Origin of the sequence: Pedobacter sp. ASV1-7, assembly GCF_040203335.1 — a bacterium.
Lineage (GTDB): Bacteria > Bacteroidota > Bacteroidia > Sphingobacteriales > Sphingobacteriaceae > Pedobacter.
The window spans coordinates 294,612-315,674 of record NZ_JBEHBV010000004.1 but is presented as its reverse complement, the minus strand read 5'-3'; the positions used below and the strand labels follow the sequence as shown (position 1 = coordinate 315,674).

General features: G+C 35.7%; 16 protein-coding genes and 1 tRNA gene. 9 read left to right on the top strand and 8 right to left on the bottom strand.

Annotated features, from left to right (window positions below; translation table 11 throughout):
- Positions 1-28: 28 nt before the first annotated feature.
- Together ABDJ41_RS11705 and ABDJ41_RS11700 are read left to right on the top strand one after the other, a co-directional pair.
- The gene (locus tag ABDJ41_RS11705) at positions 29-1,357 is read left to right on the top strand and encodes a zinc-binding metallopeptidase (protein WP_349786193.1); all 1,329 of its coding nucleotides are present in this window, start codon (positions 29-31) and stop codon (positions 1,355-1,357) included.
- Positions 1,358-1,364: 7 nt separating this feature from the next.
- Positions 1,365-2,684, top strand: a complete 1,320-nt coding sequence (locus tag ABDJ41_RS11700) for a DUF4302 domain-containing protein (protein WP_349786192.1) — start codon at positions 1,365-1,367, stop codon at positions 2,682-2,684.
- A gap of 89 nt (positions 2,685-2,773) precedes the next feature.
- Here ABDJ41_RS11700 and ABDJ41_RS11695 read toward each other — a convergent pair whose 3' ends face one another.
- Positions 2,774-3,859, bottom strand: coding sequence for a DNA alkylation repair protein (locus ABDJ41_RS11695; protein WP_349786191.1), 1,086 nt, complete (start codon positions 3,857-3,859; stop codon positions 2,774-2,776).
- 147 nt (positions 3,860-4,006) lie between these two features.
- A tRNA-Leu gene (locus ABDJ41_RS11690) sits at positions 4,007-4,093 on the bottom strand.
- Between the two features lie 225 nt (positions 4,094-4,318).
- Between ABDJ41_RS11690 and cls the strand changes: the two genes are divergently transcribed.
- Positions 4,319-5,770: a cardiolipin synthase gene (gene cls, locus ABDJ41_RS11685; RefSeq protein WP_349786190.1), complete on the top strand. Its 1,452-nt coding sequence runs from the start codon at positions 4,319-4,321 to the stop codon at positions 5,768-5,770.
- A gap of 31 nt (positions 5,771-5,801) precedes the next feature.
- Here the strand turns inward: cls and ABDJ41_RS11680 are convergent, their stop codons facing one another.
- Complete coding sequence (locus ABDJ41_RS11680; protein WP_349786189.1) at positions 5,802-6,737, bottom strand: glycoside hydrolase family 25 protein; 936 nt, start codon at positions 6,735-6,737, stop codon at positions 5,802-5,804.
- Between the two features lie 156 nt (positions 6,738-6,893).
- Complete coding sequence (locus ABDJ41_RS11675) at positions 6,894-8,264, bottom strand: dipeptidase (protein WP_349786188.1); 1,371 nt, start codon at positions 8,262-8,264, stop codon at positions 6,894-6,896.
- Between the two features lie 150 nt (positions 8,265-8,414).
- Here ABDJ41_RS11675 and ABDJ41_RS11670 point away from each other — a divergent pair, with 150 nt between their 5' ends.
- From ABDJ41_RS11670 to murA, 3 genes are all read left to right on the top strand, one after another.
- Entirely contained in the window at positions 8,415-10,721 is a 2,307-nt protein-coding gene (locus tag ABDJ41_RS11670; RefSeq protein WP_349786187.1) for an ATP-dependent helicase, read from the top strand.
- A 201-nt stretch (positions 10,722-10,922) separates the two neighbouring features.
- Entirely contained in the window at positions 10,923-11,594 is a 672-nt protein-coding gene (locus tag ABDJ41_RS11665; RefSeq protein ID WP_349786186.1) for a DUF4290 domain-containing protein, read from the top strand.
- Between the two features lie 41 nt (positions 11,595-11,635).
- Positions 11,636-12,961: a UDP-N-acetylglucosamine 1-carboxyvinyltransferase gene (gene murA, locus ABDJ41_RS11660; RefSeq protein WP_349786185.1), complete on the top strand. Its 1,326-nt coding sequence runs from the start codon at positions 11,636-11,638 to the stop codon at positions 12,959-12,961.
- 77 nt (positions 12,962-13,038) lie between these two features.
- Here the strand turns inward: murA and ABDJ41_RS11655 are convergent, their stop codons facing one another.
- The 4 genes from ABDJ41_RS11655 to ABDJ41_RS11640 form a co-directional block, all read right to left on the bottom strand.
- Positions 13,039-14,400 (bottom strand): pyridoxal-phosphate dependent enzyme, encoded by a 1,362-nt coding sequence (locus ABDJ41_RS11655; RefSeq protein ID WP_349786184.1) that lies wholly within the window; start codon positions 14,398-14,400, stop codon positions 13,039-13,041.
- Between the two features lie 152 nt (positions 14,401-14,552).
- Positions 14,553-15,644, bottom strand: coding sequence for a DNA-processing protein DprA (gene dprA / locus ABDJ41_RS11650; RefSeq protein WP_349786183.1), 1,092 nt, complete (start codon positions 15,642-15,644; stop codon positions 14,553-14,555).
- A 64-nt stretch (positions 15,645-15,708) separates the two neighbouring features.
- Positions 15,709-16,335, bottom strand: coding sequence for a 16S rRNA (guanine(527)-N(7))-methyltransferase RsmG (gene rsmG / locus ABDJ41_RS11645; protein WP_349786182.1), 627 nt, complete (start codon positions 16,333-16,335; stop codon positions 15,709-15,711).
- Positions 16,332-17,477, bottom strand: coding sequence for a glycosyltransferase (locus ABDJ41_RS11640; RefSeq protein ID WP_349786181.1), 1,146 nt, complete (start codon positions 17,475-17,477; stop codon positions 16,332-16,334). The genes rsmG and ABDJ41_RS11640 overlap by 4 nt, the downstream gene beginning before the upstream one ends.
- 160 nt (positions 17,478-17,637) lie before the next feature.
- On the opposite strand from ABDJ41_RS11640, the gene tgt reads away from it, so the two are divergent.
- The 3 genes from tgt to ABDJ41_RS11625 are packed head-to-tail and all read left to right on the top strand — an operon-like array spanning position 17,638 to position 20,759.
- Complete coding sequence (tgt, locus tag ABDJ41_RS11635) at positions 17,638-18,768, top strand: tRNA guanosine(34) transglycosylase Tgt (protein ID WP_349786180.1); 1,131 nt, start codon at positions 17,638-17,640, stop codon at positions 18,766-18,768.
- Positions 18,769-19,872, top strand: a complete 1,104-nt coding sequence (locus ABDJ41_RS11630) for an LptF/LptG family permease (protein ID WP_349786179.1) — start codon at positions 18,769-18,771, stop codon at positions 19,870-19,872.
- The gene (locus ABDJ41_RS11625; protein WP_349786178.1) at positions 19,872-20,759 is read left to right on the top strand and encodes a DMT family transporter; all 888 of its coding nucleotides are present in this window, start codon (positions 19,872-19,874) and stop codon (positions 20,757-20,759) included. The genes ABDJ41_RS11630 and ABDJ41_RS11625 overlap by 1 nt, the downstream gene beginning before the upstream one ends.
- Positions 20,760-21,063 lie beyond the last annotated feature (304 nt).

The window sequence follows — 21,063 nt, the reverse complement described above, 5'->3', positions numbered from 1 at the left end:
AATAAACATTACAAAAAGATATTTTATAATGAAAAAACTAATTAACTATATAGCTATCCTAAGTCTGGCATTGGCCTCTTGTAAAAAAGAAAGCCCACTAAATGCAGATATGGACAACTTTAACATTGATACTTACAAAAACGGGCAAATTGATGAATGGTTACAAAAGGAATACCTTAGCCCATTTAACATTGAAGTTTTATATCGCTGGGACCGTTATCAGCTAGCGCTGAATAAAGATTTGGTTCCTCCATTAGAACGCAATGTTCTACCTGCTTTGGAAACAGTAAAATCTATATGGCTTAGCCCCTACCTTGATATTGCCGGTAAGGAGTTTATCAAACCTTACGCACCAAAGCAAATTGTTTTAATTGGTAGTGCCGAATACAATAACGATGGGACCATTACACTTGGAACAGCAGATGCAGGAAGAAGAATTAACCTATTTATCATCAATAGTTTTCAAAAATCTAATTCAGCCAATGTAGAACAAATGATGCATACTATTCATCATGAATTTGGCCATATCCTTCATCAGAATTCACCTATTCCTGAAGATTTCCCAAGAATATCTCCTGAGTATGCAGCAAACTGGACAGCTAACGTAAATACAGCTAACGAAGCCAAAAGACTTGGTTTTGTTTCCAGATATGCTAGAAGTAATGACAATGAGGATTTTGTAGAAATGATTGCATTTTTGCTAGTTGAAGGTCAGGATTGGTTTGATGCATATGTAAATACTGCAGGTGAATTAGGAAAGCCGAGACTAAGACAAAAAGAGCAAATGGTGGTGGACTACTTCAGAACAGCTTACAATATTAATTTCAGAGCACTACAAGCAGAAGTTAAAGCGGCTATTGATAGAGAAACTGGCCGAACCACAAAATTTGCAGCCAACATGGCTAGAAATACTTATAGTAAAATGGTGATAACTAAAACTGATGAAAATCAGTCAGCCACATTTACTGCTGCCTATACTTCTGCAGCTGCAGCTGTAAAAACAGCAAGTACTGCACTTACTCTTGCAGATCAATTCGAATTTAGATTCGGCATGTTGGTTGGTAAACCGATTGCAACCCTGGTTATGACTGTAAAAAATGGCAGTACAAATGAAGAATGGTTTTTCAACTACAAAGTAACTGTTGTAGGAGATAAAGTAACTTTTGTGCCGGATAATACAATTACAGGAGTAGAAACCGATAAAGGAACAAAATATAGACCCCAGTTAAAACCTTTGCTTGATATCATTGAACAAGCATCAATAGCTGAATTTTTATCTCCTCAAAATTTAACAAAAGGAGGCTTTAAGGGTGAGACTAATACCTCAAACTACTTTTACGGATCACTAATCAGATAGAATTATTATGAAAACAAAAATATTAAGCATATTCTGTTTAGCTCTGGCACTAAGCAGCTGTAAAAAAGGATCAGAAGATTTGATGATCGACGGAAAAATGCCAGAATTAAGATCACAAGAAAGCTTAGAAACATACGGAAAGACACTTACCTCAGCAAAAAATGGCTGGGCGGCCTATTTATTCACAGAAGGTGGTGGCGGATATGGTTTCTACATGGATTTTAATGACGAGGATCGTGTAAAAATGCTTGCCGAGATTGATGCCGGTACGTCTACTGATATCATGGAAAGTTCTTACAGGCTGAAAGCAATTATGGGTCCTTCCCTATTATTCGATACCTATAATTATTTGCACCTACTTGCAGATCCAAATCCAGATATTATTGAAGGAACTTCAGGAGTAGGTTTTAGATCTGATTTTGAATTCGAATTTTCTGCCATAAAAGGAGATACCGTAAAACTGATTGGAAAGAAAAGAAGAAGCGACTTGTTTCTGGTAAAATTAAATGCGGAACAGCAAGATTTTTACTTAAAAGGAGGGCTTAAACCATTAGTATCTGACCTGACAAACTATTTCAATGTCAATAAGAATCTTTACATAACAGGCAATAATGAAGTAAACAAAGTTCAGTTTTCTGTAAATATGGCTTTAAATGTGAAAAAAGCATTTTTTACCTGGGTAGAAAAGGGTGTGGTAAAAACGGCCGAAGCCCCCTTTGCTTATACAACTAATGGCATGTTCTTTAATAAACCGCTTGTTTTTAATGACATTGCATTCAAAACAATAGAATGGAGTAAAACAAAGAATCAGCTTATAGCTACTACTACTACAGGTAAACAAATTGAGATCTTAAAAGGTGATCTTCCAATTATTCCTTTACATATTTTAATGGGAACTGATAGATTTAAATCTATTACTGTATTTTCTACACCATTCCAGACCTGGTCTCCAAGCTTTACAACGATGCGCGCTACAATGTCTACATCACTAACACTTAATTCCAGGAGACTAGGAAATATTAATTTCATTTTCAATGATGAAATTAAAGAAATGAAGCTTACAGTTACTACTATCAGAAGTATTCTTCCAACTGTTTCGGAATTTGTTTACACCTACTCTAAAACCATAGACGGAACCTATGATTTTGAATTTGTGAATACTGAAGAAAGAACGGCGGTAATATTAAATGCTGTTCTACCGTTAACAAAAATCTTTAATGATCATAAATTTACATTAGATTATAAAATAGATCCGGTTCAAGGACAAGTGGGTAGTATTACTAGTGTTGATGATCCTAATTTTTATCTATCGGGAGAATTGAAATAATTGATTTATAACAAATGACAAAAGCGATTAAGTAAAAATTACTCTTTACTTAATCGCTTTTTTTATATACATAGTAGCCAGCATTTCTGTTATAAAATAGTAAGATTAAATTCTTTCCTCTCTAATCTCTGTCCATTTACAATAATCTCTATAAAATGTTTTCCTTTATAGTGTTTGCGTGTAGTAAGATCTTTAAACATTTGGTTTTTAGAAAACTTAATCGTTTGATCTGGCAGTAATGATACTTCCTTTAGTTTGAATACTTTTTTAGAATGTTCTCCAGAAGCTTTTACATAATGAATCGCGTAGTCGACAACTAATTTTTGCGCTGTGGACTTTAGACTACTAAGTTCAAACTCAAAATGCAAATTTTCGCCTAGCTGAACATGTTCTGTACTTATTCTAAAATTATCAATACGTAGCTTTATATCTTTCTCAAAATTGAACAACGATAATGAATCCAAATTTCCTTTTTTTATAAGTGATCGACTTGCATGTTTAATGATCCATCTGGTATTTTGATTGGTACCATCCCAACCTTTAACCAGATTCAACATATAAGTAGTATTATCTTTAGAGATATCATTGAGGTGATTGGCCACCGATTTTCTTACATAGAGCATTTCATCAGCTTTCAGTTTTTCCAGAATATCACTCGTTAATGAAGGATTCTTGATTATTTCATCCAATTTAAATGACCAAGGTAAGCGCGGTCTGCTCCCCTCTGAAGCTAATCTCCTCACATGTTCATTTTTATCTTCAGCCCATTGTTTCATCACTTTCAGCGTTTTTTCCAAATCCGTTTTCAGAAATTCCCTGATGCCAAATTCTGAAGATCCAAGTGAAGTAAAATCTCTAAGTGCCTCCATAGAAAGATCGAAGTATTCTTTACCATAAAGCGCTACAAAATCAGGCAATACCAATGTGGTATATCCACGTCTTAAAAAAGGTGAAGCTTTATAGAGGACATCAACAGCTTTCTTAAAATCATTAGGTAAATATTGTTGCAGTACAATTGAAGTATTTCGCAGACGTCCATTTAGTTCCAACTTATTTAAGTCGGATGTAACATTGTTTACAAAAGCATTTGAATTAAAGTTTTTATCGACATCTGCAAATACCCCAGCAAAATATTGGTAAAATTCGCGGTTGAACATCTCTTTTAATGGTTCCATCAGCTATTACATAAAAAATGCAATTTACATATATTCCCTAAACTACTTCCGTTGCGATAAAAGTAAGTACCTATTCGTTTATCCAGTTCATCCAACAAATAAAAAACCGTCTAATACATTTAAATATTAGACGGTTCCTCTCAATAGTGGTGCCCGAAGAGAGACTCGAACTCTCAAGGATTGTACTCCAACGGCTTCTGAGACCGCAACGTTTACCAATTTCGCCATCCGGGCATTGACAACTAAACGTATCTTTATTGACTAGCAAATATAATATTATTGAAGTCTTTTTAAGAATAGCAAATTCGCAAAACTGCATATTTTTCTCATTTTAAACCTTATAATAAGGGCTATCGCTTGATTATAAAAACATTGCATCATTACATTTTTTTTTTGCACTTATAAAGATTAACTGGTTTTTACTAACTTACAACATATCTATTAATGTAAACTTATTCTATGAACTGGTTGCTGATTAGTGAAATCGCTTATGTTTTCATTTTGATTTTAGTTTGTCTACGCATTGTTTACGATACGCGCAGCACAACAAAAACATTAGCCTATCTTCTTTTCGCCGTTTTTGTCCCTGTTTTTGGAATGATCTTCTACTTCTTTTTTGGGATCAATTACCGACACAGAAAAATGTATAGCAAAAAGCTATTTGAAAATGATGATTTAGCAGCTAAATTCAGAAGAGATTTACTTCAATACTCAGAAAAGACATACGAGGAAAATAACGCGGAAATCATTAGTAATAAAGAACTGGCATTTATGGTGTTAAATGACTCTATGAGTCCTTTAACCTCTAAAAATGCAGTAAAACTATTACTAAATGGAGAAAACAAATTCCCTGAAGCTTTGGAAGCAATCAAAAATGCCAAACATCATATACATATAGAATATTACATATTTGAAGATGATGAAATAGGGACTGCATTAGCTGAAGCAATGATTGCAAAAGCGAAAGAGGGTATAAAAGTCAGATTTATATATGATGATTTTGGAAGTAAAACTATTCGTAAAAAACTGGTTCCAAAGCTAATTGAAAATGGTGTAGAAGCATATCCTTTCCTAAAAGTACATTTTATATTACTGGCCAATCGTCTCAATTACCGTAACCACCGTAAGATTATTGTAATTGATGGTTACACATCATTTGTAGGAGGAATTAATGTTAGTGACAGATATATAAATGGTAATGGAGAACAAATATACTGGCGCGACACCCATTTACGCATAGATGGTCCTGGTACACAATACCTTCAATATCTATTTATATGCGATTGGAACTTCTGTTCTGATAGTATTTTAGAACCTAACAGATACTTTTTCCCAGCCAACCCACAAAAAGCTGCTGAAGAAAATAAGATTGTTCAAATCGCAGCAAGTGGCCCAGACTCTGAGTCGCCCACTATTTTGTTTTCTACCCTTCAAGCTATTAACCTGGCTACTACAGAAATCCTGATCACCAGTCCCTATTTCATTCCGGGTGAGAGTCTTCTTGATGCACTTAGCATATCTTCATTAAGCGGGATTTCAGTAAAACTCCTGGTTCCGGGCAGATCGGATTCTATTTTGGTCAACTCTGCTGCCCGCTCCTACTATAATGACTTGTTAAAGGCAGGTGTTGAAATATATCAGTACCAAAAAGGGTTTGTACATGCAAAAACCATGGTAACTGATAAAAAGGTAGCAATTGTAGGAACAGCAAATATGGATTTCAGAAGCTTTGACCTCAATTTTGAAGTAAATGCAATAGTTTATGATACTGAAATTGCCAGCGAGTTAAGTGAAATATTTTACGATGATCTTAAAGATGCAATAAGAATAGACGCAGAACAATGGGCAAATCGACCTTTATACAGACAACTATTAGAAAAAGCAGCAAGGCTACTCTCCCCCCTGCTTTAATACAACAAGCTACCTAAAACTTAAAAACTTACTACTTAATCAATAAACGATCAAAAGCAAGACTATCGCCATTAAATGCATTAAAGTCTACAACATGATTAATACCAGAGATTTTTGCTTTATCCGAATGTTGCCAGAAATGCCATTTTGTGTCACTACCTATTTTTAACTTAGGTTGATAATAGTGAGCGATCCATAATGGATACGCATCAAAATGTCCTTTAAGATAATCCTTATAAAAGGATAATCCAGTATATAAAATAGGTTTAACACCAGTTTTCTTTTCGACATGATTTAAAAATTCAATAAGCTGAACCCTCATTTTTGATGCAGATACCCCATCGAGTTCTTCAATATCTACGACTGGAGGCAAATCACCAGTTTCGAATTTAACTGTCTGCAAAAAGAATTTAGCTTGCCATTCACCAGACTTTTGTGGTCTGAAATAATGATAAGCGCCACAAATAACCCCTGCTTTAGGTGCTTCACGCCAGTTACGTTGAAAATATGGATCCACTTTAAAAACTCCCTCTGTAGCCTTTATGAATGCAAAATCTATCTTCACATCGTCCTCCCTCATAGATTTAACCTGCTTCCAATCTATCTTTCCCTGATAATATGAAACATCAATACCATGAATACTATATCCCTTAGGGATTTTGATATCAAAACTGTGATAAGTACGGTAATTGGGATCTTCACCAATGTCTCTGATCCATCTCCATGTAGAACTAAAGCCCTTAATCACATATCCATAATAAAACGGCGAAAGTAATATAAGTATCAATGCTGCAATTAAAAACTTAAGCCAGGTAGGCCATGACTTTTTCTTTGTTACTTTTTTTCTAGAAACCGCCTTCTTACGTGGGCGACCAGACGCATCTGATTCGTAGGTTTGGCGAAAAGTGGGGCTTCTGGATGTACTTTTTTTTCGGGGCGTAGTTGTTTTTCTAGGTGCTGGAGGCATGATACAGCAAAAGTACACCTTTCATATATGCATCCAAAATAAAAACACCAATGTTCCTGATCGATATTCGGATTCTATTTCTGAATCCGCCAAGAGCAGGAATATTGGTGTTTTTATAAAATCAGGTATCATGCGATTACGCACAATGCGAATTTATTATTTACTTAATTCTGCAAAATACTTATGGAACAAAGGCAAAGTCTCAATTCCTTTATAATAGTTATATATATCGTATTTCTCATTTGGCGAATGCAAAGCATCACTATCTAAGCCAAAGCCAAATAAAACAGATTTAATACCCAATGCACTTTCGAACAAAGCAACGATAGGAATACTTCCACCACCACGGGTAGGAATTGGTGCTTGACCAAATGAATCTACAATGGCTTTTTCAGCTGCACGGTAAGCCGCACTATCTGTTGGTGTAACCACTGGTTCTCCACCATGATGAGCTGTTACTTTAACTTTCACATAGTCAGGTGCAATACTCTCGAAGTGTTTTGCAAAAATCTCTGAAATTTCTTCTGAGCTCTGGTTAGGTACCAAGCGCATAGAAATTTTAGCGTTTGCTTTAGATGGAAGCACCGTTTTAGCACCTTCTCCTGTATAACCACTCCAAATTCCGTTAACCTCTAAAGTAGGTCTGGTTCCTGTACGTTCTAATGTTGAATAGCCTTTCTCCCCCCACTCTGCTTTAATTTCCAGATCTTCTTTGTATTCATTTAAATCAAATGGAGCTGAGTTTAAGGCTTTTTTCTCTTCATCACTTAATTCAACTACCTTATCGTAAAATGCAGGAATAGTAATATGATTATTTTCATCATGCAATGAAGCAATCATCTTGCATAATATAGTTGCAGGGTTTGCTACCGCACCACCATAAACACCAGAGTGTAAATCACGATTAGGCCCAACAACTTCAACCTCCATATAAGCCAGACCTCTTAAGCCCGTTTCTATAGATGGATTTTCCATGCTGATCATTGAAGTATCAGAAATCAGAACTACATCTGCTTTCAATTTCTCTACATTAGCATTTACGAAAATGCCAAGGTTAGCTGAACCTACTTCCTCTTCTCCCTCGATCATAAATTTCACATTACAGGCTAATGTATTGGTTTTCATCATCAATTCGAAAGCCTTTACATGCATGTAAAATTGTCCTTTATCATCACAAGCACCACGGGCATAAATCTTTCCATCACGTACAGTTGGCTCAAATGGAGGAGTATGCCACAATTCCAAGGGGTCTGCTGGCTGCACATCATAATGACCGTATACTAAAACGGTAGGTAAATTTGCATCAATAATCTTTTCACCATATACTATAGGATAACCTGCAGTTTCGCAGATTTCAACATGATCAGCACCAGCATCTTTCAACTTCTGTGCAACGAAGTCTGCCGTTTTAAGAACATCTTCTTTATATTTTGGGTCGGCACTAACCGAAGGGAAGCGCAACAATTCAAATAGCTCATCTAAAAAGCGTTGCTTGTTGTCCTCTACATATTTTTTGATCTCTTGCATAACAAATTAGTTTGGACAAACTTAGATAAAATTGCGAAAAGCAGCAATTTTACCAACACATTCCATTAAGACACATAATTTCTTTAAATTTGTAATTTGAATTACTAATACACAATTCAATAGTATACTTTTAAATAGCAGAAACGGATTTTGGATTATTTAGCAGGTTTAAACCCCCAACAACGCGCAGCAGTAGAGAACACACAAGGACCAGCAATGATCGTAGCGGGTGCAGGCTCCGGAAAGACAAGGGTAATCACCTTTAGGGTGGCACATCTGATTGAAAAGGGAGTAGATCCTTTTAATATTCTTGTACTGACATTTACCAACAAAGCATCGAAAGATATGCGTGAACGTATCTCTAAGGTTGTTGGTGCAGAAGCTAAAAACATATGGATGGGTACTTTCCACTCTGTTTTTTCAAAAATATTAAGGGTTGAAGCAGAAAAAATCGGCTATCCATCCAACTTCACTATTTATGATACCGATGATAGTAAAAGTCTGATCAGGACTATTTTACGCGAAATGCAGCTGGATGATAAATTATACAATGCAAACTTTGTTTACAACCGCATTTCATCTGCAAAAAACAACCTCGTTTCTCATGTTGAATACATGGAAAATACAGAAATCCAGGCAGAGGACATCAGTAATAAAAGACCTTTAATAGGAGTAATTTATGAAACTTATACCAAACGTTGTTTTAAAGCCGGGGCAATGGATTTCGACGATTTACTCTTTAAAACTAATGTTCTGCTGAAAACCCACCCTGATGTACTGAATAAATACCAGCAAAAGTTTAAATATCTGATGGTAGATGAGTATCAGGACACCAACTTTTCTCAGTATACAATTGTTAAAAAACTGGCAGCAGCTTATCAGAATATATGTGTGGTGGGTGATGATGCACAAAGTATCTATGCTTTTAGGGGTGCTAACATTCAAAATATATTAAATTTTGAACGCGATTATCCTGATCTGAAGGTATATAAACTGGAGCAAAACTACCGTTCAACACAAAACATTGTTAAAGTAGCAAATAGTATCATTGCCAACAACAAGAATCAATTGGAGAAGAATGTATTCTCTGATAATGAATCTGGTGATCATATCAAGGTTCAACGTGCATTTACAGATAACGAAGAAGGTAAAATTGTAGCAGATTCAATTGTTCAAGATCGTACGACGAAGGGCTATAATTATAATGACTTCGCTATTCTTTATAGAACAAATGCCCAATCAAGGGCAATGGAGGAAGCTTTAAGAAAGCTGAATGTACCTTATAAAATATATGGGGGCCTATCTTTCTATCAGCGTAAAGAGATTAAAGATTTAATCGCTTATTTCAGATTAACTTTTAATCCGGCAGATGAAGAGGCTATAAAAAGGGTGATTAACTACCCCAAAAGAGGACTGGGCGACACTACAGTAGAGAAAATTAGTGTAGCTGCCGATCAACACAATATCACAATGTGGCAAGTAATCTGCAATCCTCAACAATATATACCTGGACGTATTGCAAATCAACTAAACGATTTTGCAGTGATGATCCAAAGTTTTGCAGCAGAGTCAAAAAAATTAGATGCCTACGAAACAGCCTTATATATTGCTCAGCATTCTGGAATTTTAAAAGAATTACATGCCGATCAATCTGAGGAAGGTCGTGGCAGACATGAGAACATACAGGAATTGCTAAATGGTATCAAGGAATTTGGTGAACGTGAGGACATTGAAGACCGTAGTCTGGCTGTTTTTATGCAGGATATTGCCTTGTTAACAAATGATGACAAAGCAGATGATAAAAATAAAGACACTGTTTCTTTAATGACAATACACTCCTCTAAAGGTTTGGAATTCAAAAACGTATATGTCGTGGGATTGGAAGAAAATCTGTTCCCTTCGCAGATGTCGCTCAACTCAAGAACTGATCTGGAAGAAGAGCGCAGACTATTTTATGTTGCTGTTACTCGTGCAGAAAAGAAACTGACGCTTACTTACTCTACCTCTAGATATAGATGGGGTAGTCTTACCAATTGTGAGCCAAGTCGTTTTATTGATGAGATAGATGCTCGTTTCCTTGAAATTGAAGTAGCAAAACCTGCAAAAAGCAGCTTAGGTGAAAACAGTTTTAATGATGAAAGACGTACCTGGACACAACAACGTGATACTTTTAGTAAACCAAAACCAGCTTCATCGGGTTCAACAGGTACAGTAAGTGCACCGAGGCCAAAAACTACTTCAATGCTTCCAAAAGCACACGTACCGACTCCTGGCTTTACTCCAGATCCGGCAAATGCTTTTCAAAATGGCATGGATGTAGAACATGAAAAATTTGGTTTTGGTAAAATCATTAGCCTTGAAGGGACTTTACCTGACGTAAAAGCTACTGTATTTTTTCAGGGACTTGGCAATAAGCAACTGCTATTAAAATTTGCTAAGTTGCGAATTGTTAAATAAGCCTTATATTTACAGAACTTATGGGCGCTTTTTTGTTGCCTAACAAAATAAAAATATTGATTATAATATAATAAAACTGGCTTTTTTCGTTATTTCTTGAATAACTGTGTCAGTTTATCGTATTGAGTTTAAAAGCAAATAATAAACTCAAGATAGTCTCAGAACAAAAGAGAAAATAAAAGTATTAACGAAAACATATAGATGAATTTCGAATATAACACCACAAGAAGCGAGTTGATATTGGCCGAATATGGTCGTAATGTACAAAATATGGTAAAGTACATTATTGATCTTCCCGATCTTGAAGAACGTAACAAATATGCTCAGGCAGTGATAGACCTGATGGGTTTTCTAAACCCTCATTTAAGGGACGTAGCTGATTTTAAACATAAACTTTGGGATCACCTGCATATTATTTCTGGCTATAAAATAGATGTAGATAGTCCCTACCCAAAACCAACTCCTGAAGGTGCATTGGTAAAACCACAGCATATAGGTTATCCTCAACAAAGAATTACCTATAAACATTATGGTAAAACTGTTGAAATGATGATTGAAAAAGCTAAAGCGGTAGATGAACCTGAACGCAGAGCAGCGATGGTACAAGGGATAGCTAATTTCATGAAAATGGCTTATGTTACCTGGAACAAAGACAGCGTAGCTGATGAAACCATATTAAAAAATCTTCGCGAATTATCGGGCGGGCAACTTCAACTTGATGAAAACATTAACCTGAATAAGGTTGAGTTTAAACCAGCAGTTTCCAGACCATCTAATAACAATAACCGCGGAAGAAATAACAACAATGGTAAAGGCCGACAAAACAACAATAATCGTCCTGCCCGTAATAATAACGCTAAACAGCGTCATTAATTTATACTCGTTTTTTATCATCCATACACCTTACGAATAACATGAACGCATTTGAAATAATTGGCGGTAAGAAATTAAAGGGCGAAATCCAACCTCAGGGAGCTAAGAATGAAGCCTTGCAAATTATTGCCGCAGTTTTATTAACTGATCAGAAAATTACTATCAGCAACATTCCTGACATTAAGGATGTTAACAAACTTATTGAACTACTGGGTGATATGGGCGTTACAATTGAACGCCTGAGTAAAGACACTTATACATTTGAAGCTAAAGATATTAATCTTGATTTTTTTCAATCTGATATATTTAAGAAAAAAGGAGGAGGATTAAGAGGCTCAATCATGATTGTAGGCCCTTTATTAGGTCGTTTTGGCAAAGCAGCAATACCTAAACCAGGAGGTGATAAAATAGGTCGTCGCAGACTAGATACTCATTTTATTGGCTTTGAAAAATTAGGTGCTAAGTTTGTGTACGACAGCAAAAAAGAATTCTTCAATGTAGATGCAACCAATTTAAAAGGGGCTTATATTCTACTTGATGAGGCTTCTGTAACAGGTACTGCAAACATCGTAATGGCAGCCGTACTTGCCAAAGGAACAACTACCATTTACAATGCTGCCTGCGAACCATATCTACAACAATTGTGTAAAATGCTTAACCGCATGGGTGCAAAAATTTCTGGTGTAGGTTCAAATCTTCTAACCATAGAAGGCGTTAGCAAACTAGGGGGAACTGAGCATAGAATGCTTCCTGACATGATAGAAATAGGCTCTTTTATTGGCTTAGCAGCTATGACAGAGTCTGAGATTACAATTAAAAATGTATGCTATTCAGAACTTGGTGTAATCCCTGATGTATTTAAAAAACTGGGAATTAAATTTGAATTAAAAGGTGATGATATTTATATCCCTTCTCAAAAGCACTATGTAATTGAATCATTTATAGATGGTTCCATGCTAACTATAGCAGATTCTCCATGGCCTGGATTTACTCCAGATCTACTGAGTATTGTTTTAGTTGTAGCTACACAAGCAAGAGGAAATGTATTGATACATCAGAAAATGTTTGAAAGCAGATTATTCTTTGTAGATAAACTAATTGATATGGGGGCACAGATTATTCTTTGCGATCCACATCGTGCTTCGGTAAATGGAATTGATAAAAAATACAAATTAAGGGGAATTAGTATGACTTCTCCTGATATTAGGGCTGGTGTTTCTTTGTTAATCGCCGCTTTATCAGCCGAAGGGAAATCTACAATCTTCAATATAGAACAAATTGAGCGTGGATACCAGGATATTGATACACGTTTACGGGCCTTGGGTGCTGATATTAAACGAGTAGAAGCATCTGCTCCTACTCATTAATACAACAAAAACATTCTAATAAAAAACCCCAGAAAGTATCTAACTTCTTGGGGTTTTTCAATTCAGAGCTTCTTTATTTAACCAGAAATTGCATTAATAATATCATACTGGGTAATAATTTCAATTTTTCCTTGCTCATCTTCAACAAGAACTGCACTATTCTCCTTATTAATTAAAGAAGAAATTCTATCTATAGAAGTGTTCATATCTACAAATGGAAATCCGGCAGACATAATCTGTTCTACAGGAGCAGATTTTAGTGATGGATTCTCAAGTAAAGCCTTTAAAATATCCCCTTCTGCCAACTTACCCACAACCATTCCTTTCTGTGTAACAGGTATTTGAGAAATATTCAAGGTATTCATATTATTAATTGCTTCAAGAATAGTCTTTTCACAATCAATAGTAATGATCTCTGTATTTTCTTTCTTCTCAATGATTGAGCGAGCTGTTAACTTCTCATCTTTAAGGAAACCACGCTCTCTTAGCCAATCTTCGTTGTACATTTTCCCCATATACCGACTTCCGTGATCATGAAATATGACTACCACAACATCTTCAGGTTTTAATTTATCTTTTAGTTGCAGCAATCCTGCAATAGCCGAGCCTGCTGAATTACCCACAAAAATCCCCTCTTTACGCGCAATATCACGAGTCATTAATGCTGCATCCTTATCTGTTACCTTCTCAAACAGATCAATAATGTCGAAATCTACATTCTTTGGCAAGAAATCCTCGCCAATTCCTTCGGTGATATAAGGATAAATTTCATTCTTATCTAAAATACCCGTTTCCTTATACTTCTTAAACACTGAGCCATAAGTATCTATTCCCCAGACCTTAATATCAGGATTCTTCTCTTTTAAATACCTACCGGTTCCAGAAATTGTTCCACCAGTACCTACCCCTACTACAAGATGGGTAATTTTGCCTTCAGTCTGCTGCCAGATTTCAGGACCAGTCTGCTCATAATGCGCCGCCGAATTGGCCAGGTTATCATATTGATTTGGCTTCCAGGAATTTGGAACTTCACGTTCTAAACGTGAAGAAACCGAATAATAAGACCTTGGGTCTTCAGGCTCAACATTAGTAGGACACACGATAACTTCAGCACCAAAAGCCCTTAAAGCATCTACTTTTTCCTTGGATTGCTTATCTGTAGTTGTAAAAATACACTTGTATCCTTTAATAATAGCCGCCATAGCCAGTCCCATGCCAGTATTACCGGATGTTCCTTCTATAATAGTACCGCCAGGTTTTAGCAATCCACTCTTCTCTGCTTCCTCTATCATCTTTACAGCCATACGATCCTTAATAGAATTACCCGGGTTGGTTGTTTCAATTTTAGCCAGCACAGTTGCAGGAATTTCCTTAGTAATGTTATTCAATTTTACCAATGGCGTATTGCCAATAGTTTCCAAAATATTATTATACCACATAAGGCAAAAATACAGATTGAAGATTGGAATTTTACATACAAATAAATATTCGAAATATAATATCAATATAATCCATTTTGCAAAATTATATTTTAATCTAGTATTATAGTAGACTTAAAAACAGATGTAAATAAGGTGAAGCAAAAAATATATCAATTTAATTTATAGACTTTCCCTGGCAAAGCTGTCACAATTCCCTGTATTTCGAGATTTAACAAAAGCATTGCCAGTTTACTCTGACTAAAGCCAGAACCTAACACCAACTTATCTACAGAAAGAGTTACATCGCTTAATATTTCGACTATTTTCTGTTCTTCAGTGGAAAAATTTAAAGCTAATTTAGATTGCAATCCACTTTGATCTGATAACTTATCATTCCATCCCAGATAATAAATTAGGTCTTTAGCATGATTAATCAAGCCTGCTCTATGTGTCTTAATCAGAAAATTACAACCCTCAGAGCAGGGATCATTTATTCGGCCAGGGAAAGCAAATACATCCCTATCATAGGAATTTGCAATATCTGCTGTAATCAGTGCGCCTCCTTTCCCAGCTGCCTCTACCACAACTATTGCATCTGCAAGGCCAGCTATAATCCGGTTCCTTTTCGGAAAGTTCTCTTTATCAGGGATTGTTCCTGGTATAAATTCAGTTAGCAATCCACCATTCAGCAACATTTTTTGTGCTATTGGCTTATGCGAAGGAGGGTAAATGCGGTCTAATCCATGTGCCATCACCCCTATTGTAGGTATATTAAGATGTAAACTCTCTTTATGTATAGTTACGTCAATACCATATGCAAGTCCACTTATAATCACAACACCATATGGCGCAAGGGATTCTGTAAGTTGCTGGCACAACATTCTACCATAAGCAGTAGCATTTCGGGTTCCCACTACGCTGATAATCCTAGGATGATTTAAATCTATGTTCCCCTTATAATACAATAACACAGGGGCATCATGACAGTATTTTAATCTTTGAGGATAAGAAATATCAGTGTAAAAAAGCACTTGCACCTTATGTTTTCTGATAAACACCAGCTGCTTTTCGGCTTCTTTTAAGACATTATTACTTAAAATCAGGCCAGAAATAACAGGACCTATACCACTTACTTCCATCAATTGATTCCCTTTAGCCTTAAAAATAGCTTCAGCAGAACCAAAATGATCTAGTAAATTCTTAGCATGTACATGTCCAACACCCTTTATTAAGGTGAGGCCAATTTTATGGATAAGACTCATAGGCTAACTTATGCATTTACGCATAAAGCAAGCACAAATAATGAGCTGGTTTTAATAAACAGTGCTATTGTGGGATGTAAACAACGTATTTAGTTTCGAAAAATTCTTCTTCAAAGTATTCAGAAAGTGGATATAATTCAGCTTTTAAACGAGATTCAGCAATCTCTTCAGATAAATCACCTCCTTTTAAATATAAAATCCCATTTTGAATGGCATTTTTAGATTCTTTATTAAATTTCCCTTTTACCCATGGATAGAAGTCAATCAGGCGTGTTACTGCTCTTGAAACTACAAAATCATATTTATCGATTACTTGTTCTGCTCTCAAATGACTTGCTGTTACATTCTTTAAGCCTAATGAATGTGCTACTTCTGCAACTACTTTTATCTTTTTACCAATTGAATCTACCAAATGAAATTCAGTTTCAGGAAATAAAATGGCCAATGGAATTCCTGGAAAACCACCACCAGTACCAACATCTAAAACAGTCTCTCCCGGTTTAAAAGTGCAAAATTTTGCAATGCCAAGTGAATGTAAAATATGACGTTCATAAAGCTCATCAATATCTTTTCTGGAAATCACATTGATCTGTGCATTCCAAAAACTGTATAAATCATACAACTGATCAAACTGTGCAATTTGCTGTTCAGTAAGATCCTTAAAATATTTCTGTATTAACGCTGATTTCATTTCCACTTAACTTTTTTGACAAATATAGACAGAATGCCGTTAAACACTAAAAAAATGAATAATAGCATATCTAAAACCGGGAACCACCATTTTAAATCTCCATAATTTAAACGTTTGAGAATCCGCGGGTAAATAAAACACCTGATTACAATACTTAAAGCCAGCACACCCAAAGCCAGATAAAGTGTTGATTTGAAACACATCAGTACAACTAAGGTAACATAAAATAGAAATTGTATGATGATCTGCGCAGACAAAATAAATTTATGTTTGGGTTTATACAATTTCCCTGCACCAAAATGACGCTTCTTTTGCCGTAAATATGCACCAAAGCTGGTATTTGGTTCGCTCCATACCTGAGCATCAGGATGAATACAAATTCCGGTATTTCCATTATGTGCATGAGCATTTACAAAAAGGTCATCATCACCGGAAGGGATATGCATATGCGCAGCAAAGCCTTTATTCTTAAAAAACAACGACTTTTTATAAGCCATATTTCTCCCAACTCCCATATAAGGCATACCTTTTATAGCAAATGAAAGGTAATTCACAGCAGTAAAAAAAGTCTCAAAACGAATCAACGCATTTAATAACCCTCTCTTTTTTAAATATGGAGAATAGCCTAATAAAATTTCTGTGTCCTCCTGCTCCGGCTGCTGCATTCCATACAACCATTTCGATGATGCCGGAAAACAATCTGCATCGGTAAATACTAACCATTCGTTCTTTGCCGCTTTAATCCCCATCGTTGCTGCAAATTTCTTTCCGGCAATAAAACGCTCTCCATCAAGTACCGTTACTATCTTTAAGTGCTTATACTGCTTTGAAAAATCTTTAAGTAGATCCTCTGTTCCATCCCAGGAACGGTCATTTACTACAACAACTTCAAAATCCGGATAATCCTGCTCTAATACTAAAGGTAAATACTGCTTAAGATTTTCGGCCTCGTTGCGGGCACAAATCACTACACTTAATGGCTTTCTGGCATTTTCAGATAACGTATCTATTCTTAAACGTGCTAAACGTAAGTGAACAAACAAGCTAAAGTATAGCTGAATAAGAAAACAAAAAAATAAAATACCGAGCAGGTAGTACTCAAAGCGTCCAAATAAAACGCCATCTAAAAAGCTTAATTCCACGATGTAATTTTGAAAGGGTCAAATTTCTGATTTTTAATCTGTAATGTTCCTTTATGTTGATAAAAAATTTAACCTATTAATAGCTTGTTTTTTGCTATTTTTGCGCAGATTTTCAAGGAGATTAAGCATTAGCCCTCCTTAAAACAATAAACACATAAAGATGAAATTCAATTTACAAGGGAAAGATATAAATTCAAAAGCAAGAGCAGGAACAATAACTACAGATCATGGGGAAATACAAACACCTATTTTCATGCCTGTTGGAACAGCAGGAACAGTTAAATCCATAAATCAGCAACAGCTTAAAAATGATATCGACGCTAAAATCATCTTAGGAAATACTTACCATTTATATCTGAGACCTGGATTAAATGTTCTGGAACAAGCCGGCGGCCTGCATAAATTTATAGGTTGGGACAGGCCAATTTTGACTGACAGTGGAGGTTATCAAGTATATTCTTTAAGTAAAGTAAGAAAAATCAAGGAAGAAGGTGTTACATTTCGTTCACATATAGACGGATCAAAACATCTTTTCACGCCTGAATACGCAATGGATATCCAACGCACAATTGGAGCCGATATTATTATGGCCTTTGATGAATGTACGCCCTATCCTTGCGATTATAAATATGCCGCAAATTCTATCAACATGACACACCGTTGGTTAAAGCGTTGCTGCACACGTTTCGACATTACAGAACCAAAATACGGCTTCAACCAAACGCTATTTCCAATTGTACAAGGATCTGTATACAAGGACTTAAGAATAAAATCTGCAGAATTCATAGCTTCGATGGACAGAGAAGGAAATGCTATTGGAGGACTTTCTGTAGGTGAACCAGCGGAGGAAATGTATGGAATGACGGAAGTCGTATGTAATATATTGCCTGAAGAAAAGCCACGTTACCTAATGGGTGTGGGCACTCCTATCAATATACTGGAGAACATTGCTTTAGGTGTAGACATGTTTGATTGTGTTATGCCGACCAGAAATGCAAGAAACGGGATGCTTTTCACTAAAAATGGCGTTATAAATATTAGCAATAAAAAATGGGCTGATGATTTCTCTCCCATTGAAGCTGATAGCGACCTTATTGCCGATCAAGTATATTCTAAAGCTTATCTAAGACATCTAATGCACTCAAAAGAGATGCTAGGTGCACAAATTGCTACGCTACATAACCTACATTTTTACCTTTGGTTGGTAAAAACTGCCAGAGAAAAAATCTTAAGTGGCGAGTTTTACGCATGGAAAAACAAAATGGTTACTATTTTAGGTAATAAATTATAAATGAACATTATCAAAGACAGGATAAAAATTCTCGACTGGTATATCATCAGCAAATATCTGGGTACATTTTTATATACCCTAACCCTATTTGTTGTTATTATCATCATCTTTGATTTATCTGAGAAACTAGATGATTTTTTAGGCGCCAACCTTACTTTTTGGCAGGTCATATCCCTTTATTATGCAGGTTCTATACCGTATTATGTGAATATGTTATCGCCCCTAATCAACTTTATTGCAGTAATTTTCTTTACCGCAAAAATGGCCGACCAAACTGAAATTGTCCCTATACTAAGTGGTGGGGTTAGCTTTAACAGATTCCTTGTCCCTTATTTCATCTCTGCTTTTATCATATTTGCAGCCAATCTGGCTTCTAATTTGTACATTCTACCTTATACAAATCAGCTTAAAAACAGCTTTGAAAACAACTATGTAAAGAAGAACGACCCTTCTAGTAAAAGTAATATCCATATGAAACTGGATAACAATACTTACATTCACATAGACAACTTTGACAATAAAAGTAAGACCGGAACACGTTTCTCATTAGACAACTTTAAAGGCGATGTACTGACTAAAAAGCTAATTGCCGATGAAATCAAATGGGATTCAATAAAACGCTCCTGGAAGCTTATAAATTACTCTGTAAGAGATATCAATGGACTTAAAGAAACTTTCACTGGTGGATCTTCTTTAACTAAAGATACCGTATTAGATATGCGTCCTGACGATTTCTCTGCATATGATAACGTTTTTGAAAACCTAACTAACAAAGAGCTTTCAGAAAAGATCAAAAAAGAAAAAATCAGGGGATCAGGAATATGGAATGACCTTCTATTTGAACAATATAAACGTTACTTACACCCTCTTTCAGCCTTTGTACTTACACTTATTGGCGTTGCATTATCATCCAGAAAGGTTCGTGGCGGTGTTGGACTACCTCTTGGAATTGGAATTTTATTAAGTTTTGCTTACATCGTATTTAATCAATTCGCAAAAATGTTTTCTCTAAAAGGAGGAATGCCACCGCTTATTGCAGTATTAGCTCCCACCATATTCTTTGGTTTATTAGGATACTACCTACTGAGAAAAGCGCCAAAATAATGATAAAGGAAGCTATAAATAGCAATAAAAACCTACTGATCCTCCACTTTACAGTATTTATCTGGGGCTTTACAGGGATACTGGGTGCATTGATCTCGGTAGATGCTGTACAAATGGTTTGGCATAGGGTATTAATTGCTACTATTACGCTTTTCCTATATTTTAAACTTAGTAAAACCAGCCTAAAAGTTACCAAAAAGCAGTTTTTACAATTCATATTAACAGGAAGCATTGTAGCCCTCCATTGGATTCTTTTTTTCCATGCCATCAAAGTTTCAACCGTTTCGGTAACCCTCGTCTGTCTATCATCCTTTACGTTATTTACAGCCATAATAGAGCCTATAATAAAGAAACAACGCATCCAAATACCTGATATAGTTATTGGATTAATCATCATTCTGGGCATTTATTTAATCTTTAAATTTGAATCAAAATATACATTAGGCATCATTTTTGGCCTTTCAGCAGCTCTTGCATCCAGTCTTTTCGGCAGCATTAATTCCATTCTTGTACAAAAAAGCGACGCCCTTGTCATTAGTTTTTATGAGATAATGGGCGCCTTCTTATGGATCACCTTATACCGTTTATTTGACCAAAGTTTGTTCACAGAACACTTCGATCTAAGTAGTACGGACTGGCTTTATCTTGGTTTACTAGGGACCATTTGCACAGCGCTTGCCTATGTTGCCGGGGTATCTGTAATGCGTACAATCACCGCCTTTCGAGTAGCTCTAATCACTAACCTGGAACCGGTATATGGTATCTTATTAGCCTTCATTTTCTTCGGAACAAAAGAAGCTATGTCTATAGGATTTTACTTCGGCGCCATCATTATTCTGGGTGCTGTGTTCCTATATCCGATCTACAAAAAACGCAGCAATATTTAGCACTTTCGAACTCCTCACCCATAGGGTAGGGGCAAGAAAACCTATCCTTAAAAAGGACTATCCAGAGCCTCTACGCTCTTTATAAAACACTCTAAAAGACACCCCAATCCAACAAGAAAACCCAGCATATTGCTTCTAAAAAAAAGAGGTTTTCAGCCATAGAAATTTAAAGACAAGCATCCTATTCTGTATACAAAATAAAAATCCTACGCTTAAATTTAATTTTATTTATCAACCTAAATAGTGTATCTTAATTGCCAATTAAACTTACTTTTAAAGCGAACACAAAAAACACTAAAACAAC

Excerpts from the sequence above, each read along its gene's own strand:
- ABDJ41_RS11705 (WP_349786193.1), top strand. The coding sequence starts at position 29 with ATGAAAAAACTAATTAACTATATAGCTATCCTAAGTCTGGCATTGGCC.
- ABDJ41_RS11700 (WP_349786192.1), top strand. The coding sequence starts at position 1,365 with ATGAAAACAAAAATATTAAGCATATTCTGTTTAGCTCTGGCACTAAGC.
- ABDJ41_RS11695 (WP_349786191.1), bottom strand. The coding sequence starts at position 3,859 with ATGGAACCATTAAAAGAGATGTTCAACCGCGAATTTTACCAATATTTT.
- cls (WP_349786190.1), top strand. The coding sequence starts at position 4,319 with ATGAACTGGTTGCTGATTAGTGAAATCGCTTATGTTTTCATTTTGATT.
- ABDJ41_RS11680 (WP_349786189.1), bottom strand. The coding sequence starts at position 6,737 with ATGCCTCCAGCACCTAGAAAAACAACTACGCCCCGAAAAAAAAGTACA.
- ABDJ41_RS11675 (WP_349786188.1), bottom strand. The coding sequence starts at position 8,264 with ATGCAAGAGATCAAAAAATATGTAGAGGACAACAAGCAACGCTTTTTA.
- ABDJ41_RS11665 (WP_349786186.1), top strand. The coding sequence starts at position 10,923 with ATGAATTTCGAATATAACACCACAAGAAGCGAGTTGATATTGGCCGAA.
- murA (WP_349786185.1), top strand. The coding sequence starts at position 11,636 with ATGAACGCATTTGAAATAATTGGCGGTAAGAAATTAAAGGGCGAAATC.
- ABDJ41_RS11655 (WP_349786184.1), bottom strand. The coding sequence starts at position 14,400 with ATGTGGTATAATAATATTTTGGAAACTATTGGCAATACGCCATTGGTA.
- dprA (WP_349786183.1), bottom strand. The coding sequence starts at position 15,644 with ATGAGTCTTATCCATAAAATTGGCCTCACCTTAATAAAGGGTGTTGGA.
- rsmG (WP_349786182.1), bottom strand. The coding sequence starts at position 16,335 with ATGAAATCAGCGTTAATACAGAAATATTTTAAGGATCTTACTGAACAG.
- tgt (WP_349786180.1), top strand. The coding sequence starts at position 17,638 with ATGAAATTCAATTTACAAGGGAAAGATATAAATTCAAAAGCAAGAGCA.
- ABDJ41_RS11630 (WP_349786179.1), top strand. The coding sequence starts at position 18,769 with ATGAACATTATCAAAGACAGGATAAAAATTCTCGACTGGTATATCATC.
- ABDJ41_RS11625 (WP_349786178.1), top strand. The coding sequence starts at position 19,872 with ATGATAAAGGAAGCTATAAATAGCAATAAAAACCTACTGATCCTCCAC.